The sequence below is a fragment of the Porphyromonas levii DSM 23370 genome (assembly GCF_000379925.1).
Classification (GTDB): domain Bacteria; phylum Bacteroidota; class Bacteroidia; order Bacteroidales; family Porphyromonadaceae; genus Porphyromonas_A; species Porphyromonas_A levii.
Genome location: NZ_KB904247.1, coordinates 14,317 through 31,315 on the forward strand (window position 1 = coordinate 14,317; position 16,999 = coordinate 31,315).

14 protein-coding genes are annotated in these 16,999 nt (G+C 46.2%); 1 reads left to right on the plus strand and 13 read right to left on the minus strand.

Annotation, left to right across the window (positions count from 1 at the left end; genetic code table 11):
* Window positions 1-34: 34 nt before the first annotated feature.
* Window positions 35-718 (minus strand): PASTA domain-containing protein, encoded by a 684-nt coding sequence (locus tag A3GG_RS0104670; protein ID WP_018358162.1) that lies wholly within the window; start codon window positions 716-718, stop codon window positions 35-37.
* A gap of 1,312 nt (window positions 719-2,030) precedes the next feature.
* Between A3GG_RS0104670 and dnaA the strand changes: the two genes are divergently transcribed.
* The gene (gene dnaA / locus A3GG_RS0104675; protein WP_018358163.1) at window positions 2,031-3,371 is read left to right on the plus strand and encodes a chromosomal replication initiator protein DnaA; all 1,341 of its coding nucleotides are present in this window, start codon (window positions 2,031-2,033) and stop codon (window positions 3,369-3,371) included.
* Between the two features lie 218 nt (window positions 3,372-3,589).
* Here dnaA and nqrF read toward each other — a convergent pair whose 3' ends face one another.
* From nqrF to A3GG_RS0104735, 12 genes are all read right to left on the minus strand, one after another.
* Entirely contained in the window at window positions 3,590-4,849 is a 1,260-nt protein-coding gene (gene nqrF / locus A3GG_RS0104680) for an NADH:ubiquinone reductase (Na(+)-transporting) subunit F (protein ID WP_018358164.1), read from the minus strand.
* 32 nt (window positions 4,850-4,881) lie between these two features.
* On the minus strand, window positions 4,882-5,508 hold the full coding sequence (gene nqrE, locus A3GG_RS0104685) for an NADH:ubiquinone reductase (Na(+)-transporting) subunit E (RefSeq protein ID WP_018358165.1): 627 nt from the start codon (window positions 5,506-5,508) through the stop codon (window positions 4,882-4,884).
* A 44-nt stretch (window positions 5,509-5,552) separates the two neighbouring features.
* Window positions 5,553-6,185 carry an NADH:ubiquinone reductase (Na(+)-transporting) subunit D gene (locus tag A3GG_RS0104690; protein WP_018358166.1) on the minus strand — a complete coding sequence of 211 codons (633 nt, stop codon included), beginning with the start codon at window positions 6,183-6,185 and terminating at the stop codon, window positions 5,553-5,555.
* Window positions 6,186-6,193: 8 nt separating this feature from the next.
* On the minus strand, window positions 6,194-6,913 hold the full coding sequence (nqrC, locus tag A3GG_RS0104695; RefSeq protein ID WP_018358167.1) for an NADH:ubiquinone reductase (Na(+)-transporting) subunit C: 720 nt from the start codon (window positions 6,911-6,913) through the stop codon (window positions 6,194-6,196).
* Window positions 6,914-6,943: 30 nt separating this feature from the next.
* The gene (locus A3GG_RS0104700) at window positions 6,944-8,161 is read right to left on the minus strand and encodes an NADH:ubiquinone reductase (Na(+)-transporting) subunit B (RefSeq protein WP_026215625.1); all 1,218 of its coding nucleotides are present in this window, start codon (window positions 8,159-8,161) and stop codon (window positions 6,944-6,946) included.
* Window positions 8,162-8,202: 41 nt separating this feature from the next.
* On the minus strand, window positions 8,203-9,555 hold the full coding sequence (locus A3GG_RS0104705) for a Na(+)-translocating NADH-quinone reductase subunit A (protein WP_018358169.1): 1,353 nt from the start codon (window positions 9,553-9,555) through the stop codon (window positions 8,203-8,205).
* Window positions 9,556-9,638: 83 nt separating this feature from the next.
* Window positions 9,639-10,334, minus strand: a complete 696-nt coding sequence (locus A3GG_RS0104710; RefSeq protein ID WP_018358170.1) for a ComEA family DNA-binding protein — start codon at window positions 10,332-10,334, stop codon at window positions 9,639-9,641.
* A 4-nt stretch (window positions 10,335-10,338) separates the two neighbouring features.
* Entirely contained in the window at window positions 10,339-11,007 is a 669-nt protein-coding gene (locus tag A3GG_RS0104715; protein ID WP_018358171.1) for an ABC transporter ATP-binding protein, read from the minus strand.
* 5 nt (window positions 11,008-11,012) lie between these two features.
* Entirely contained in the window at window positions 11,013-11,744 is a 732-nt protein-coding gene (locus tag A3GG_RS0104720; RefSeq protein WP_018358172.1) for a tRNA threonylcarbamoyladenosine dehydratase, read from the minus strand.
* 498 nt (window positions 11,745-12,242) lie between these two features.
* A complete protein-coding gene (locus A3GG_RS0104725) occupies window positions 12,243-12,764 on the minus strand; it encodes a gamma carbonic anhydrase family protein (protein ID WP_018358173.1) in 522 nt (173 codons plus the stop codon).
* Between the two features lie 77 nt (window positions 12,765-12,841).
* Window positions 12,842-14,635, minus strand: a complete 1,794-nt coding sequence (locus tag A3GG_RS0104730; RefSeq protein ID WP_018358174.1) for an aminopeptidase P family protein — start codon at window positions 14,633-14,635, stop codon at window positions 12,842-12,844.
* Between the two features lie 35 nt (window positions 14,636-14,670).
* On the minus strand, window positions 14,671-16,197 hold the full coding sequence (locus A3GG_RS0104735) for a DUF4301 family protein (RefSeq protein WP_026215626.1): 1,527 nt from the start codon (window positions 16,195-16,197) through the stop codon (window positions 14,671-14,673).
* Between the last annotated feature and the right edge of the window lie 802 nt (window positions 16,198-16,999).

A 16,999-nucleotide genomic window follows, 5' to 3' on the forward strand; every position in this document is an offset into this window, starting at 1 on the left:
TCTTGGTATGCTGAGGTGTCGTCATTCCCTGCGGTTAAAACCATGACTCACCCTCCTCCTCTGGGGTAGCGCTCTGCACGTTTAGGGAGTCAGGACTCTGTACTCCGAGACTATCCAGAAGCTCTGCACGATACGCCTCAGCTGAAGCGACCTCGAGCGTAAGCTTAGTAGTGTAGGGTACGCGATCACCTGCCATAAGGTAGCGCCCCGATTGATCTTTGATGTGGAGCACCAGTTGGTTGTGTGGGCTAGGGACATACTCTTTCACTACTTCTATAAAGCCTGCTCCCTTTAGTACCATCTCTACAGAACGCTCCGAAAGACCTTCGTACTTGGGAATTGGTATGGTCTTCACCTGCTGAGTATTCACCGTTACGAAGATAGTGCGGTGGCGCTTGATGAGCGTTCCCGCCTTTGGCGCTGTCTCTAGTACAATACCAGGAGCTTCGCCTGCCACATAAGTGGAATCGATAACCTCCATCGTGAGGTGGTGTGCCTCGAGCTGCGCCCGAGCCTCTTCCCGTGAAAGCCCTTTGATATCAGGAAGCCTGAAGGCACCATTATGCTGGGTGTACACGCCGAGAAATAGTGCAGCAGCTCCCATTAGTAGAGCCCCTGCCACGAATAGCCCCACAATATTTAGGAGCAACCACTTCCCTCCACTCATCTGCCTATACCAAGGACGTTCCACCTCTGTTGCTTCTTTTTTCCGCTTCATATATAATACACTGTGTATTCAATGCCAAAAATAAATACCTTCCTCTTGCCCCAAACTACCCTCAAATATACCACAATTCTATAACCCGCCAACCAAAACACCCCAAGGAACACTCTTTCAACACCTAAAGGAATCCGACATTAGAGTAGAGAAAAGCATCAATTTCTACAATAATATCCGTCCTCATAGGAGTCTAGAAATGAATACGCCAGAGAGTGTCTAGTCAGAGGAAAAATCACCTCGAAGGGAGCTAACAAAAAGGAAATGTAGAGAAATGAGTACCTTTACAACAAGGAGGCGCAAAGTCAATTTATTTAGTGTAATCTAGTGGTATAGCACTGAAAAAAGTCAACCACTTAGTGCGCATAGTCAAGTAAATTAGGATATTGGAGTTAACAGACCAGTGAAACCTCAGGCACGTAAGGTTAAGTGGATAGTTAAATCCGTTCGAAAAACGTCAATAGATTTAGGATAAGACGGATATTGTAGGGGCGATAAACCTTTTGTCTCTTCTGGTTGAGCGCTCTCGGTATATCCCATGATCGTTTAATATATACTAATTGACCAATTTAATATATACTAATTGACCAATTTAATATATACTAATTGGGTGAATTAATATATACTAATTGCAGTGATTAGTATATATTAAATGGTCACATTGTATAGGATCGTCTGGGAATGCCTGATATTGAGGCGGTTGGATAGAGATGGTTTGCACGGTTTTCTACGGTATAGATTGACCTTTCATAGGTTTTAATATATTACTTTGATTCGTAAGGAGGCTATGGCATGCTGTATGCTGTTAGGAGGTTTTAGGGGTCTGATTACGACTATTTTTGGCTTTAGAGATCTGTTTTATACGTGCGCTTATGGCTTGTAGAATTGTCTATTTTTGGGTAAATTTCGGAGGCATTGGCTGATAGCGTATAGTGATGGTGCACGATTCTTGTATCTACAAGATTTAACATTAATTGGCGAATGCCTAAAGCGCTTATAAGCCAAAGGATTACCATGCTAGGCTATGTGTTATCCCCTTATAATTAAAGGGTTAAGCCCTAAGTGATTGTTGGATAAGGGGTAGGGGCAATAGGCCGCAAAAGGAGGTTTTTTTATCTCGAATATATTGGTAATCTTTGCAGTTGTTAAGAGAGAGTGATGCAGACCGTCCTCTCTTTTGATGCCTAAAAGGGCTGCATATCACGACTTTGGAATAGAGTGAAAGATAGTCCGTAGTCGGCAAGGTATTCTGCTGGGGGATGATGGGTAGTTACAGTTAAGTATTGATGAGGAGACGTTTTGTAGTAGTTCAATGAGTGATTCGTTAAGTAGTTCGTGGGGTATTGTCCTAAGTGAAGTGGATACCCACCTCTCTAATAGTAGGGAGTTTGATATTTGGTTTAAGCCTTTGGTACCAGTGAGTATGAAGGACAATCAATTGGTTGTCCGTGTACCGTCACAGGACTATTGCTTTAAGCTAGAGGAGGACTACTTTGATCTCTTCAAGGATGCGCTAGAAAAGGCTTTTGGTAAGGGTATCAACCTTACCTATAGTTTCCCTACCAATGCGCCTAAGACTTCCCCTTCTAAGAAGGCAGAGTCTGAGGTAGCTGTAGAGGAGAGCTTTGTGACCCATCTCGACAAGCGTATGCAGTTCGATAACTTCTACCAAAGTATCTGTAATCGTCTGGCGTGTACTGCAGGCATGAGTATTGTGGAGAAGCCTGGAGAAACGGCTTTCAACCCTCTATTCGTATATGGTGCTTCGGGTGTTGGGAAGACCCACTTGATGCATGCTATTGGTAATCAACTGGTGGCGAAGCGAAGTGGATACAAGGCGGTGTATGTGCCTGCACAGACTTTCAAAAGACAGTTTGTAGAGGCTACAATCACAGCTAAGCAGCCTGAACTTTTCTTCAACTACTATCAGAATATCGATTTGCTTCTGATAGATGATATTCAGGAGTTCGCAGAAGCTAAGAGTACTCAGAATGCTTTCTTCCAGATATTCAACCATCTGAAGATGCTTGGTAAACAGATTATCATAACTTCGGATAGGTGCCCAGCTGACCTTAAGGGAATGGAGGATAGGCTCTATACTCGCCTTAAGTGGGGGCTGACAGTGGAGATTGAGCGCCCCGATGCACACCTCCGAAGGGAGATTCTGAAGTCTAAGGTGGATGAAGCGGGGTTGAATATCCCTGATGATGTCTTCAACTTTATTGTGAAGCATGCTAAGGATAATGTGCGTGACCTAGAGGGCGCACTCACTTCGCTAATGGCAAATTCGATTTATTGTAATGAGGATTTGTCCATGGAGCTTGCCGAGAAGGTGCTCTCACAGACTGTGGGGGTGGAGGAGCGCAAACTGAATGTCCCTGAGATAATGGAGACGGTAGCGAAGTTTTACAACCTAGAGAAGTCTGATATTCTCAGTAGAAAACGGAAGCGCGAAATCGTACAAGCGCGTCAGGTGGTAATGTATCTGTCGAAGGAACTTACGGATGCTTCGCTTGCGGCTATTGGTGCTGAAGTAGGCGGTCGAGACCACTCTACGGTTATCTATGCCGAGAAGGCTATTGCCAATCTCTTGGCGACGGATGCTCAGTTTAAGTCTGAGCTGCAGGAGATATACGAACTTCTAGACTTGTAATCGTTTTTCATATTAAAATAAGTTGAGGCTATCTGCTGTATTAGTGGATAGCCTCGTTTTATTGAGACTGTTGAGTGAAGCAACAGCCTCATTGTACTCTACGCTTCCACCAATGTCTACTCAGTGGATTGTGTTTTGCCTAGTGTATTTGTGATATACAAATAGCCCTGCTAGCGTGAGCTAGCAGGGCTATTTATAGATATTGGGAATCTCCTGAATCAACCGAAGTCGTCGAAGAAGATACTCTCACGAGCTACGCCAAGATCATCGAGCATCTTGAGCGCTGAAGCTGCCATAGGACCAGGACCACACATGTAGTACTCGATATCCTCTGGTGCTGGGTGGTTCTTGAGGTATTCATCGTAGATGACCTGATGGATGAAGCCAGTGTAGCCAGTCCAATTATCCTCAGGCAATGCTGCTGAAAGTGCGATATTGAACTTGAAGTTAGGGAACTGCTCCTCCAGTTTACGGAAGTCTTCTTCGTAGAAAATCTCGACTTTAGAGCGTGCACCGTACCAGTAAGATACCTTTCTTCCCGTCTTGAGGGTATTGAAGAGGTGTAGAATTTGTGCACGAAGTGGAGCCATACCAGCACCACCACCGATGTATAGCATCTCGGCATCGGTATCTTGGATATGGAACTCTCCGTAAGGTCCTGACATCCTCACCTTATCACCTGGCTTTAGGCTAAAGATATAGGTAGATGCAATACCTGGATTGACTTTCATCCAACCACCAGTCTTGCGATCAAATGGAGGGGTTGCGATACGAACGTTGAGGGTGATGATATTACCCTCAGCAGGGTAGTTTGCCATGGAGTAGGCACGGATAGTCTCTTCGGTATTCTTACCCACGAGTCCCCATAGCTTAAACTTGTCCCACTCCGCTTTGAAAGGTTCCTCCACAATCATATCTGAGTACTTAATCTCGTACTTTGGTATCTTGATCTGTGCATAAGAACCAGCCTTGAAGTCCATGTGCTCGCCCTCAGGAAGCCTTACAACGAACTCCTTGATAAAGGAAGCCACATTGCGGTTGGAAATAACTTCGCACTCCCACTCCTTAACGCCGAAGACAGACTCTGGTACTACAATCTTGAGATCCTCTTTTACCTTTACTTGGCATGATAGACGATACTTGTCGTTGATTTCACGACGAGTGAAGTGTGGGGTCTCGGTACTGAGGATTTCGCCACCACCCTCTACTACTCTACAGCGACACTGTCCGCAGGTGCCCTGTCCACCACAAGCACTGGAGAGATACACGCCTTTGTTTTGGAGGGTAGTCAGTAGTGAACCACCTTGGGGTACCTCTATTTTATTGTCTTCGTTGATTGTGATGGTGACGTTGCCCGATGCTACCAGCTTCTTCTGAGCTAGGAGTAGCAATACTACCAAGAACAGTATCAGTATCAAGAATACCAATGTACTGCCCCAGATAGCAGGAGAAATTGCTAATAATGTCATTATATTCATCTTTTAATAGAATTCAATTTATACTACACTCCTTAGATGCTAAGCCCTGAGAAGCACTGGAAGGCAATACCCATCAGTGCAGTGATGATAAGTGCCATACCAAATCCACGAAGTGGCTTTGGGACGTCGTTGTACATCATCTTCTCACGAATAGCTGCAAGACCTACAATAGCTAGCATCCAACCGATACCTGAGCCAGCTGCGTATGCGAGTGCATGACCAAGGTTGGTGATTTCGCCTCCTACTTTCTGCTGCATGAAGAGCGATCCACCTAGGATAGCACAGTTTACTGCGATAAGTGGGAGGAAGATACCAAGTGAATTGTAGAGTGCAGGGCTGAATTTCTCGATAGCCATTTCTAGCATTTGCACAAATGCGGCAATCACTGCAATAAAGATTAGAAGACTGAGGTAGCTGAGATCAAGACCCGCAAGAGCTTCGACACCTGTCCAAGCTAGGGCTCCCTCTCGTAGTACTTTAGTCCAAAGAAGGTAGTTGAGTGGTAAGGTGAGTACCTGTACGACTACTACAGCTATACCAAGACCTACAGAGGTCTTTACGTTCTTCGAAATAGCTAGGTATGAACACATACCTAGGAAGTAAGCGAAGATCATATTGTCCACAAAGATGGACTTGACAAATAGACTTAGATATTCCATAAAATTAAATACTGTCCTTTCGTTAGATTGATTTCACTTACTCTTTAGTTCTTCTCCTGTAGTTCAGGATTCTTAGAACGGTGGATCCATACTATCACAGCGGTGATAATCAGCGCCATTGGAGGTAGGATAGCCAATCCGTTATTTACATAACCAGCTTCGTAGAAGCTATCTGGAACAACCTGATAGCCTAGAAGTGTTCCAGAGCCAAGTAGCTCGCGGAAGAAACCTACAATAACGAGAATAAGACCGTAACCGAGACCATTACCTGCTCCATCTAGGAGTGAAGGCCATGTCTTATTGGTCATAGCAAAAGCCTCTAGGCGTCCCATGAGGATACAGTTGGTAATAATCAGTCCGATATATACGGAGAGCTGCTTATTGAGGTCGAAGGCAAAGGCCTGAAGTACCTCGCTCACAATCGTAACGAGTGTAGCAACAACTACAAGCTGTACGATTACACGGATGTTATTAGGGATAGTCTTGCGGAGTAGGGAGATTACCACGTTGGCAATCGCGACCACAATGGTTACGGAAAGTGCCATCACGATAGCTGGCTCTAGCTTGCTCGTAACAGCGAGTGCCGAACAGATACCAAGTACCTGTACGAGCACAGGGTTATTCTTGCTTAAGGGCTCAATAAAGGCAGCCCTGTTCTTCTTGTCAAATAGTGCCATGTGTGCTATTATTTTCTCAGATTGTCCAGATATGGTTGGTAGCGCTCAAAGGCTTCTTGGAGCATGTTATTGACACCATTGGAGGTAAGTGTACCACCGGAGATGCCATCGACACGATCCCTGTCCTCTACTACTGCGCTAGGTTTTACCACGGCAATACTCTTGAGTTCGTTATTCTTGTAAATCTCCTTGCCCTCAAATCTATTGCGGAACTTAGGTAGAGCGATATCGCCACCAAGACCAGGGGTCTCACTAGCATGGTCAAGATTAATTCCGTAAACGGTATTGACATCATCATTCAGAGAGATATAACCCCATATTGGTCCCCATAGACCAGCACCATACATTCCGAGGATATACTTCTTCTGTCCGTCTACCTCAGCAACAAATACTGGATAGCCCTCCATGGTACTTATCTTAGCTAGGTCTAGTGTAGCTAGGAATGCAGGGTCGGTAGTGGCAATACCTTCGCTCCCAGGTATAATATTACCTGAAGCATCTACTAGGTAAGCCTCCTTGATGAGGTCGTTGTAGAGCCCTTCAGCTGTATTTAGTGTAGGGTCGACATCCAAGCTCAGAGAACGGAGGATTTGTCGCATAGTGTCGAGGTCAACATTACGGCTTTGCCTCTCTTTTAGTGCTTGTGAGGTGAGGGCTAGACCTACCGCTACAAGTATCACCATTATAGATGAGTAGAGGATTACGTATGTATTACTATTCTTTTTCATTGTCTTTGTCGTACTTGGATTAGTTATACATTACTTCTTCTCTACAGCAGATGCTGCTTTAGCACGATTCATACGCTTGCGCACATTGGCATCTACTACGTAGTAGTCAATGAGTGGAGCAAACGCATTCATAAGGAGTATAGCGAGCATCATACCTTCTGGGTAACCAGGGTTGAGTGCACGGATAACTACTGCAAAGAATCCGATGAGGGCACCATAGATCCACTTGCCAGTCTCGGTACGAGATGCGGTAACGGGATCTGTTGCCATAAATACTGCTCCGAAAGCAAAGCCGCCAAGAAGTAGGTGGTCTATAGCTGGGAGTAGCATCACTCCATTGCCGCCAATAGCATTGAAGATAAAGGCAGTGATAAAACCACCAGCGAATACTGATGCCATTATTTTCCAACTAGCAATGCCCGTGATAATGAGTAGAAGAGCACCTAGTAGAATAGCTAGAGTGGAGGTCTCACCAACTGATCCAGGGATAAGACCTAGGAAGTAGTCAAGTGTGCTAATGGGCTGACCAATAGCATTTGTCAACTGTGGTACCTCGTTTCCTGTAAGTCCAGCCTGTCCAAGAGGGGTAGCGCCTGTGTAGGCATCGATAGCTGTAGCCTCACCCCCTAGCCCAAAGGTCTTGCCTGTACGGATAAATACAGAGTCACCTGTCATCTGAGCTGGGTATGAGAAGAATAGGAAGGCACGTGTAACCAACGCTACATTGAAGATGTTGTACCCCGTTCCACCAAATACCTCTTTCGCAAATACCACAGCGAAAGCCGTAGCTGCTGCAATCTGCCATAGCGGAGTCTCTACCGGCACTACCATTGGGATAAGGAGCCCGGATACGAGGAATCCTTCGGCGATCTCCTCTTTCTTTACTTGTGCTACGGCAAACTCGATGCCGAGACCTACCACGTAGCTTACCACTATTTGTGGAAGCACCGCTAGCAAACCATAGAAGAAAGTAGTCCAAAAGCCTACTTCCTGACCTGTAACTAAGTAATGCTGATACCCTACGTTGTACATTCCGAATAGGAGCGCAGGGATTAGAGCCATCACCACTATGATCATTGTCCGCTTAGAGTCGTTGGCGTCATGGATATGCACACCACGCTTGCTGGTCGTATTGGGCACAAAGAGGAAGCTCTCAAAGCCATCAAAAGTAGACCACAATGCAGACATCTTGCCACCCTTCTCGAAGTTTGGCTTGATCTTGTCTAAATATTTTCTTAAACTGTTCAAAGTACTATACTCTTTTATATCGTGAATATTCTAACTCTCGATTAGTTCAACTCCTTGTAGAGCTGGTCTAATCCTTTGCGCACGATGTATTGAAGCTCTAGCTTAGAGGTGTCCACAAACTCGCATAGTGCAAAATCCTCTGGTGCTACCTCATAGATACCAAGAGCCTCCATCTTATCAATGTCAAAAGCAATAATAGACTTGATGAGCTGCTCTGGGAATATATCCATTGGGAATACCTTGTCATACTCGTTGCTCACGATGATAGCCCTAGGACCACCCTTGAGACGGGCATCGATATCATACGCTCTGCTCTTCCCGAGGAATGCACTAGGGTATGCGCGATTAACACTAAACCTCTTGGGACTTAGTGATGCCCAACCGAACATCTCGTGGACGTCATCGCCCTCTGGGATAGCAGTGATAAGGCTATGGAATGGACTCATGTGGCGCCTATCCTCAAGCACCTGAGTGCCTGTGAGCGGATTACCATCGATAAGACGTACATTTCCGTGGTTCTTGTCTAGTTTGGCACTGCAAAGCTCCATGATATCGGCACCTGCAATGACTTCAGCATAACCAGCACTCTCCATTCTAGAGCCAGCAAATACTACCTTGTGCCTCAAGTCTACACGACCAGTAGCGAGGAAGCGCCCCAGTAGAGCTAGTTCTGTGATGCCCATCACCCATACGTTTTCCCCCTTATTGATAGGGCGAGTCTTATTGATAACTACGCTCGCATTGCCTGCTGGGTGTGGTCCATCTACTTCATGGATTTCGCAATTGGTGAGCTTAAGACCGCTACCCGCCTTGGTGCTGATATGTACCCTGCCTATGGTCAGACGGCTAAGAAGATCCACAGCTCCTTGGAGATACTGTTGGTCTTCTCCTATCAGCTCTAGAGCATCACCTTCGAGTGGCGCACTCTGGTAAGCGGTAATGTATATATCCCTTGGGGTGATATTAGGATTAATCACTCTGTCATACGGACGGTTGCGGAATAAGGATAAGAAACCACTCTCCCCGAGTAGCATTATCAATTCCTCAGTGCTCTTCTGAGCAATTCCCTTTACATCGAAGTTCTTATACTCGATAGTGATATCGGGCTTGATCTCAATATATAAGATCTTGCGTTTAGCACCGCGCTTCACGTCAACAACCTCTCCACTCACGGGAGCTGTCAGCTTGAGCTTAGGGCAGTCCTTATGGTATACAAGTGCGGAACCAGCTTGTACGCGGTCACCCACCTGCACCTCTAACCTGGGCACAAACCCAGGGAAAAAGTCAGGCACTACGCCATAAGAATGGACTTCGCCCACCTGAACCTCTACCTTAGGCGCTTTGCCAGCAAGGTTGATGTCTAGCCCTTTCTTAATTTTGATTACATTAGCCATATATTTCTATTACGAAATTTGATATTGGATTATTCCTTGCAAACTTACTATTTTTTAGATTAATACTGCCCCTTTTAGGTACTTTATTCCGTATTTGTAGGCGACTCCACGCCCAAAGATACCTCTCTAACCCCTTGGAAGGTTAGATATGGTGATAGGCGCAGAGAATCATCACGAGAAAACTTCCCGCTATCCATAAGAGCTTTCCAGTTAAGCTCCCTACCACTCCTATAGAGGTCTTCTATTGCCCGCACGTGCTGCCACTGAAGGTAGGGGTGCCGAGGGATGCTGTCTCTTGTTACTACAAGGGGTCGAACCTTAGTCTTAATCCTCATGAATGGAGCGATCTGATCGTACCGCTCTCTATCCATGCCATACACTTCTTGTAGTTGCTCCACCACGTAGTAGCCACCTAGCAGTTCTCTGTACTTGCATATTCTTCGGGCAAAGGAAGGACCTATCCCGGGGACTCTCATGAGGAGTAGTGTATCTGCGCTATTGAGGTCAATGGTAGCTCCTGCGCTCAGTTTCTTTTGATACTGTACTCGTTGTGGTGGCCCTGGGTATCTGTCGGTTCGGATAGGAAGTCTATCACCACTCTCCACACCAGCTAAGCTGTCTGGCACTTCTATATATACAGTATCTCTGATGCCTACCGATGGGGTATCTGTAGTCCTAATGGGTTTAGCACCACTAATCCCCATGTATCCTATCAGTGCCAGTACCAGCACGAGTAGTACAATAAGCACCTTGCGGTCACCGTTTGTTACCCCATTCACGTCTTTATTCCTTTATTATGCCGTCTTCTAAGCGAATAGTTCTGTGTGCTACCTGTGAGATCTCTGGGTCGTGCGACACAATCAAGAAAGTCTGTCCTCTCTCCTCATTCAATTGCTTAAATATCCGATGCAAATCCTTTCGATTGTCACTATCTAGCGCACCTGTAGGTTCGTCGGCAAGGATGAGAAGAGGATTATTGATGAGCGCCCTAGCCACTGCCACCCTTTGCTTCTCGCCCCCACTTAGCTGCGCAGGCTTGTGGGTTAGTCTCTCCTCCATACTCAGTTGTTGTAGGAGCACCCTAGCCAATGCTATTGCTTCTTTTTTGCTCTTTCCACCAATCATTGCAGGTATTGCTACATTCTCTTCGGCGGTAAACTCGGGTAGTAGCTGATGAGACTGAAATACAAAACCCATCTTTTGATTGCGGAAGTCTGCCTGTTGCTCCTCACTCAGCGCATGAATCTCTATACCCCCAATCTCTATACGCCCTCTTTCGAGCTTATCAAGAGTTCCTAGTAACTGAAGTAGTGTCGTCTTGCCCGCACCACTAGCACCTACGATGGCGACAATCTCTCCATCGTATACCTCCATCGTAATCCCCTTGAGTATCTCTAGTGCGCCAAAGTTTTTGTGGATATCTACCGCTTTGATAAGTAACTTCCGCTCCATTTATATTATATGTGTATTAAATGGTCGAGTGCTGCATAGGCTGCATAGCAGCCTGCCACCGCTGGATTGTGCGCAATCGTCCCAGTCATCGACTTTTTATTCTGTTCTCCCTCCGTTACTACAATGGCCTCCTCGTTGGGTAACTCTTCCGAGTAGACGACCTGAAACTTAAGAGATACCTCTAGCCGTCTAAGTCGCTTCCTAATCATCCGAGCCAATGGGCAGTTCTTTGCCCTATCCATTCGCCCTATCTTTATCTGCCTTGGGTCAAATTTCGCTCCTGTCCCCATCACGCTCACAAAGGGAATATCCCGCTCCACCAAAGCCTTAATCAAGTGTACCTTAGGGCTTAGTGTGTCTATTGCATCTATCACAAAGTCATAAGCGGCAGCATCGAGTAGTTCGTACGTCTCTTCGTCTCGGATAAATTGCTCTCGCACTTCTAGCTGGATGTCGGGATTGATATCTCTGATCCTCTCCGCCCAAAGACTAGCTTTGCTTCGCCCCATTGTGCTATGAAGAGCTATCAATTGCCTATTTATATTCGTGGTATTGACCACATCGCCATCTACAATCGTTAGTCTGCCTACGCCCGACCTTGCCAATATTTCAGCAGCATAACCACCCACGCCACCAAGTCCCACTAGTAGCACATGGCTACCACCAAGTCTCCGCAGTCTCTCCTGCCCCACAAGTAGACTTGTGCGGCTTTGCCAATCCTCGCTAAGTTCTTTCATAGCACAAAGATAAGCATTATTTGAGAATGTTGTGCAAAGAAACATTCTCTCCAATAGGCACTGGCATTGCAAGGAGGCATAATACAAGACACTAAGGCTAGGGACGATGGAAGCGACTTTGGTACGAGGCTTGATACGGATAAATGAAACAGTCGGTAGTCTAGCATGAAAAGCTAGTCTACCGACCGTTATAAAAAGTGCGCCAAGGAAATTGTGAAAACTCCGAAATTAAGGGTTTGAGGATGGCTAACGCTTTGAAATCCACTGGTGTCTTTCGACACACTGCCCGAAGGTAGTTGAGGCCAGTCATCACATTAGACCAAGGATCTCGGAATTGTAATATATTGATGAGTTTCGCATTTGCTCGACGCACTAAGTCTTACTCACCCCTGCCCAAGAGGGTCGCTACCTCTCTAGTAATACAAAGATAACTTATTTCTCCCAAACTACCAAATAATGGGGCATAACTATTGGATCCGAAGAATCTATTTTTCAATACTACTCTTGGTTGGGAAACCAAGAGGCATACATCTGGTAGTTGTCAGAGATACGCTTATTAATGGTCTGTTGTTGCTCGGGGTCGAGCATCTTCACAAATTTAGCCGGAGTTCCGGCATAGAGTGCTCCTGGTTCGATTACCGTATTGCTAAGTACTACAGCCCCAGCAGCTACAAGTGCACCACGTCCTACTACTACATGATCCATCACTATAGCTCCCATCCCCACGAGGGCACCTTCCTCTACTTTTGCTCCGTGGATAATAGCATTGTGCCCAATAGAGACGTTGTCCTCAAGGATGGTAACCGATTTTTCGTACAGGGTATGAAGTACAGCGCCATCCTGTACATTTACATTCTTCCCGATACGGATGCTATTTACATCACCACGGACTACGGCGCCAAACCATACACTACTCCCATCGCCTATCTCTACATCCCCCACCACTGTAGCGTTGGCTGCAAGGAATACGTTTTCTCCTATCTTAGGGGTGAAGCCCCTGACGCTCTGAATAATTGCCATACAATTATATAATAAGGGTAGGTGTGCCAAATCTATTTTAGTGAAAAATGATTGGCACACCTACCTAGTATCTTGGGTTACTTACTTAGTGGTGCGGTTTTATCCTTGAGCCATGCAGCCTCCTCTGCCGAGAGGAGTGGTGATACTTCCTTGTATACACGAGCTTGATAGTCGTTATACCAAGCTAGCTCCTTATCGGTGAGTAGGGAGACTTCCACTAGGTTGTTATCTAGATAGCAGAGGGTGAGGGTCTCAAAAGTGAGGAACTTCCCAAAGTCATTCTCGGCATATGGGACGGTACAAACAAGGTTCTCAATACGGATACCATACTTGCCGGCAATGTAGATACCTGGTTCGTTAGAGGTAACCATACCCACTTGGAGCACTGTAGGATTTTCGTCCATGCGGATATTCTGTGGCCCTTCGTGTACATTTAGGAAATAACCAACACCGTGACCTGTACCATGACCATAGTTCTGACCATTATCCCACAATGCCTTGCGTGCTAAGATATCAAGCTGCGAACCGCGAGTGCCTGCAGGATAAATAGCCATGGCTAGCTGGATATGTCCCTTGAGTACTCGAGTGTAGTCGCCCATCTCCTCCTTAGTTGGTTGCCCTCCAAGTGATACCGTACGTGTGATATCTGTGGTGCCATCGTAGTACTGACCACCTGAGTCTAGTAAGAACATCCCATTGGGCTCCAGTTCGTAACTGCTCTCTGGAGTAGCGCTGTAGTGTACAATAGCTCCATGACCTCTGAAGCCGGCAATAGTGCCAAAGCTATCATTCACATAGTTCTTATCCATAGCCCTAAAGCTGGAGAGCTTGATACCTACCTCATACTCTGTTGGTGTCTCGCCAGCGGCAAGAGCTTTCTCTAGCCAAATAAAGAAGCGAGTGAGTGCAGCTCCATCGCGCTTCATCACATCTTTGTAGCCCTTGTACTCTGTCTTGTTCTTCACTGCTTTGAGAAGCGTGATTGGACTAAGCTGCTCAATGACGGTGATACCACTAGGAATGGCTCTGTAGAAGGCGTAGTTATTACGCTGTGGGTCGAGCGATAGCACGGTATCCTCGGGGAGTGAAGCCACATCGGCATAGACAGCCTCGTAGGGCTTAATGGTTACGCCATTATCCTTAAGGTGCTTCTGTACTTCCTCGGGTAGCTTCTCCGCAAATGCGTATATGTTCACACTATCTTTTGTAACCAAGCCATAGCCAATACCTACAGGGTTGTACGCCACATCATTGCTGCGGATATTGAAGAGCCAAGCCAGCTCGCATAGCATATTCACTATAATAGCGTTAGCTCCCTTGTCGGCCAATGCCGTACGAACACGTGCTACCTTGTCTTTAGTGCTCTCCCCTGCATACTCTAGGGGCATCACGAAGAAAGGATTGCGAGGAATCTCTGGAGCATCCGTACGCGCCATAGATACGAGGTCTTTGTCACTAACAATTTCGATACCTGCTATTTCGAGTGCTTTTTTATAGCGAAGTGCCTCTAGAGTACTCATAGACTTCTCGAAGAAGCCCACTCTCTTAATCCCTTCTTTCTTCCTGAGATAGTCGGAGATACTAGGTGTGTCAGCAAGACCCTCCTTGCGGAGCGTGAAGGTGGTACCCTCGAGCTGAGCCGCCCCCTGAAGGAAATAGCGGCTGTCAGTCCATAGCCCAGCTTCGTCCATAGCTACTACAGCTGTACCAGCCGAACCATTGAACCCGCTAATCCACTCACGATCTTTCCAGCAATCAGGAGTATATTCGCTGAGGTGGTGGTCTGAGCTGGGGATGATGTATGCATCGATATGCTCTTGGCTCATAGCATTCCTAAGAGCTTGAAGTCTACTTTTGATCTCTTCTTTCATATTATATATTCTTTATGTTACTTTGATATCTATTCTTATTTGAGAGAATGTGACGGACGGAGTAGGTCATTGACCGTCTTCACTGGATTAAATGTGGTAGCTGGTACAGCTACAAAGGCGGTAAGCCAATTACTCATGGCACCATTCCAAAGCCCAGGAAGCTCGAGCGCCTTGAGCTCTCTACCTTCTTGGCTCTTGTAGCTGATAAAACCTGTCTCAGGGTCGACAAAAGAGGTGAGGTCGAACTTATTGCCCCTATAGTCCTTAACACTCAGTACAAGGTCAACGGGATTGAAGTAGGTGCTGTGTTCAAATAGCTCTTTGTCTGTAGGGTCGTCCTGATTTATCTGTGTGCTCTCAAGTATCTGTAGGCTTGTACTACCATTTTCATTCTTTACAATATATGGTCCACCACCTGGTTCACCTAGATTCCTTACCATACCACAGACCCTCAGAGGACGGTTCAGTAACCGACGTAGGAAGCTAGTCTGCTCATCGGCCGAAAGATCATTAAGCGGGGTGGTGTCGATGCTAAACTTCTCTTTCACATAGGTGCGGATCTCATTGATCAGATTGCCGCTCGCCTTTTTGTCTTCGCCAAGTTGTGCCATAAACTTGTAGACCTGATTGCGAAGCTCCACTAAGAACCCACCCAATGCCTTCTTATATATAAGCGTGTCGCACCACAGTGGTTGTGGCACTACATTGTCTATATTTTTGATGAAGATAATGTCGCTCTTAATCTCATTGAGGTTGTGGATCAACGCGCCATGCCCTCCAGGGCGGAAGATAAGTTCGCCTGTAGCATCACGGAGGGGGTTATTCTCCATATCCACCGCAATGGTATCTGTATCGCTCATCTGTAAGCTGTGCGAAATCTCGAAGATAGCTGAATATCTCTCCTCTAGCTCTCCTTTTCTTTTGTGAATGAGAGCATTGAAAGGATCGATATGCTCGGGGCTTAGGGTGAAGTGCACCTTTACTGTGCCATCGGCATTTCGAGCATACTTCGATGCCTCTGCTAATTGCTCCTCTATAGGGGTGCGGCTACCATCTTGGTATTTGTGAAACTGGAGTAGTCCCTTAGGTAGATGCCCATAATTGAGCCCTTTCCGCTCAAGCAAATATTCTACTACCGTGCGTTCCTCCCCAGCTTGTATTAGTTTGAGGCACCCCTTGCCACCTTCTCCAAGCATACAAGAACGGTTGAGACTGTCAAAGAAGGCAAACTCCTCTATGTGATCTAAAAATTGGCGCACAGACTCTTTTTTCTCTCCGGTGTGCAGAAAGTGGTAGAGATCTTTGAACATTCTGGATGCAGCACCACTGGCAGGCACAAACCGACTCACCACAATGTCTCGAGATTGAAGTACCTTTTCCCATTGTTTCAAGGCACTTTCAAGTGCTTCACCTTCGAGTTTGTGTATGCCATCTCCCTCTTCTGCTGCTTTTACAATATGGAGAAAGGGAAAGCCTTGGGTAAATCGCCTTAACTGTCCTTCGAGTTGCTGGCGGGTGATACCCTTCACCGCCAGTTGTGTTTGGTCACTTTCTGATAAAATAAGTTCAGCCATCTTGATGATACCTTATATATATGTGTGTACTGTATGATCTCTCTGTGCTTATCTGCTAACAAATATACCCATTTCTCACCTAATCCCCAAGGTGCTCTAGTATTGACTTTCATTTTCTGAGGGAGGGTGGAGGGGTGTGGGTAGGTGGGCGCATGGAGGGATGTTCTATGTATTGTGGAGGACAGGGGTAGCGCTAGCGGGGAAAGTCTCTCTAGGGAGGGACTGGAGTTTCTCTGGGGAGAGACTGGAGTCCCTCCCTAGAGGGAACCTCTTTGCTCAGGCAAGTAGGCGATGGTACTCTGGTGAGTAGGCGATGGTGGGTAGGGGAGGAGTTTTGTTTTGTGGGGGTAGGCGTTGTTTGGAGAGGGTGGTCTGGGTGTTGGGTGTTGGAGTAGGGTGTTGAGGTGGTTTGGGGATAGAAAATTATTCGTGNTGGTTTTCAGNGNTTTGTNAAATATCTTATAATTTTCTTTGGNAATCGTTTGGTCAGTTGGGAAATTGTTTCTATCTTTGCACTCGCAAACGAGAAACGGGTGTCGCTGATAGCTCAGAGGAGCTTGCGGATGTGGCGCTGATCGGAAATAAAATGGCTTCGGTGTTTGGTCGAATGNGAAATAGTTTGTACCTTTGCGCTCGCAACCGAAAACGGGGGTTTACTTGTGAACCTGTCTGGCTACTGTTGGGAGTGCCCTTGAGGTGGTGTTTCGGAAGTTTCTTGAAGTTTTCTTCTTGAAGATTTGGTAGAATGAAAATTATTTGTACCTTTGCGAAACCAACGCCTGAGAGCTTC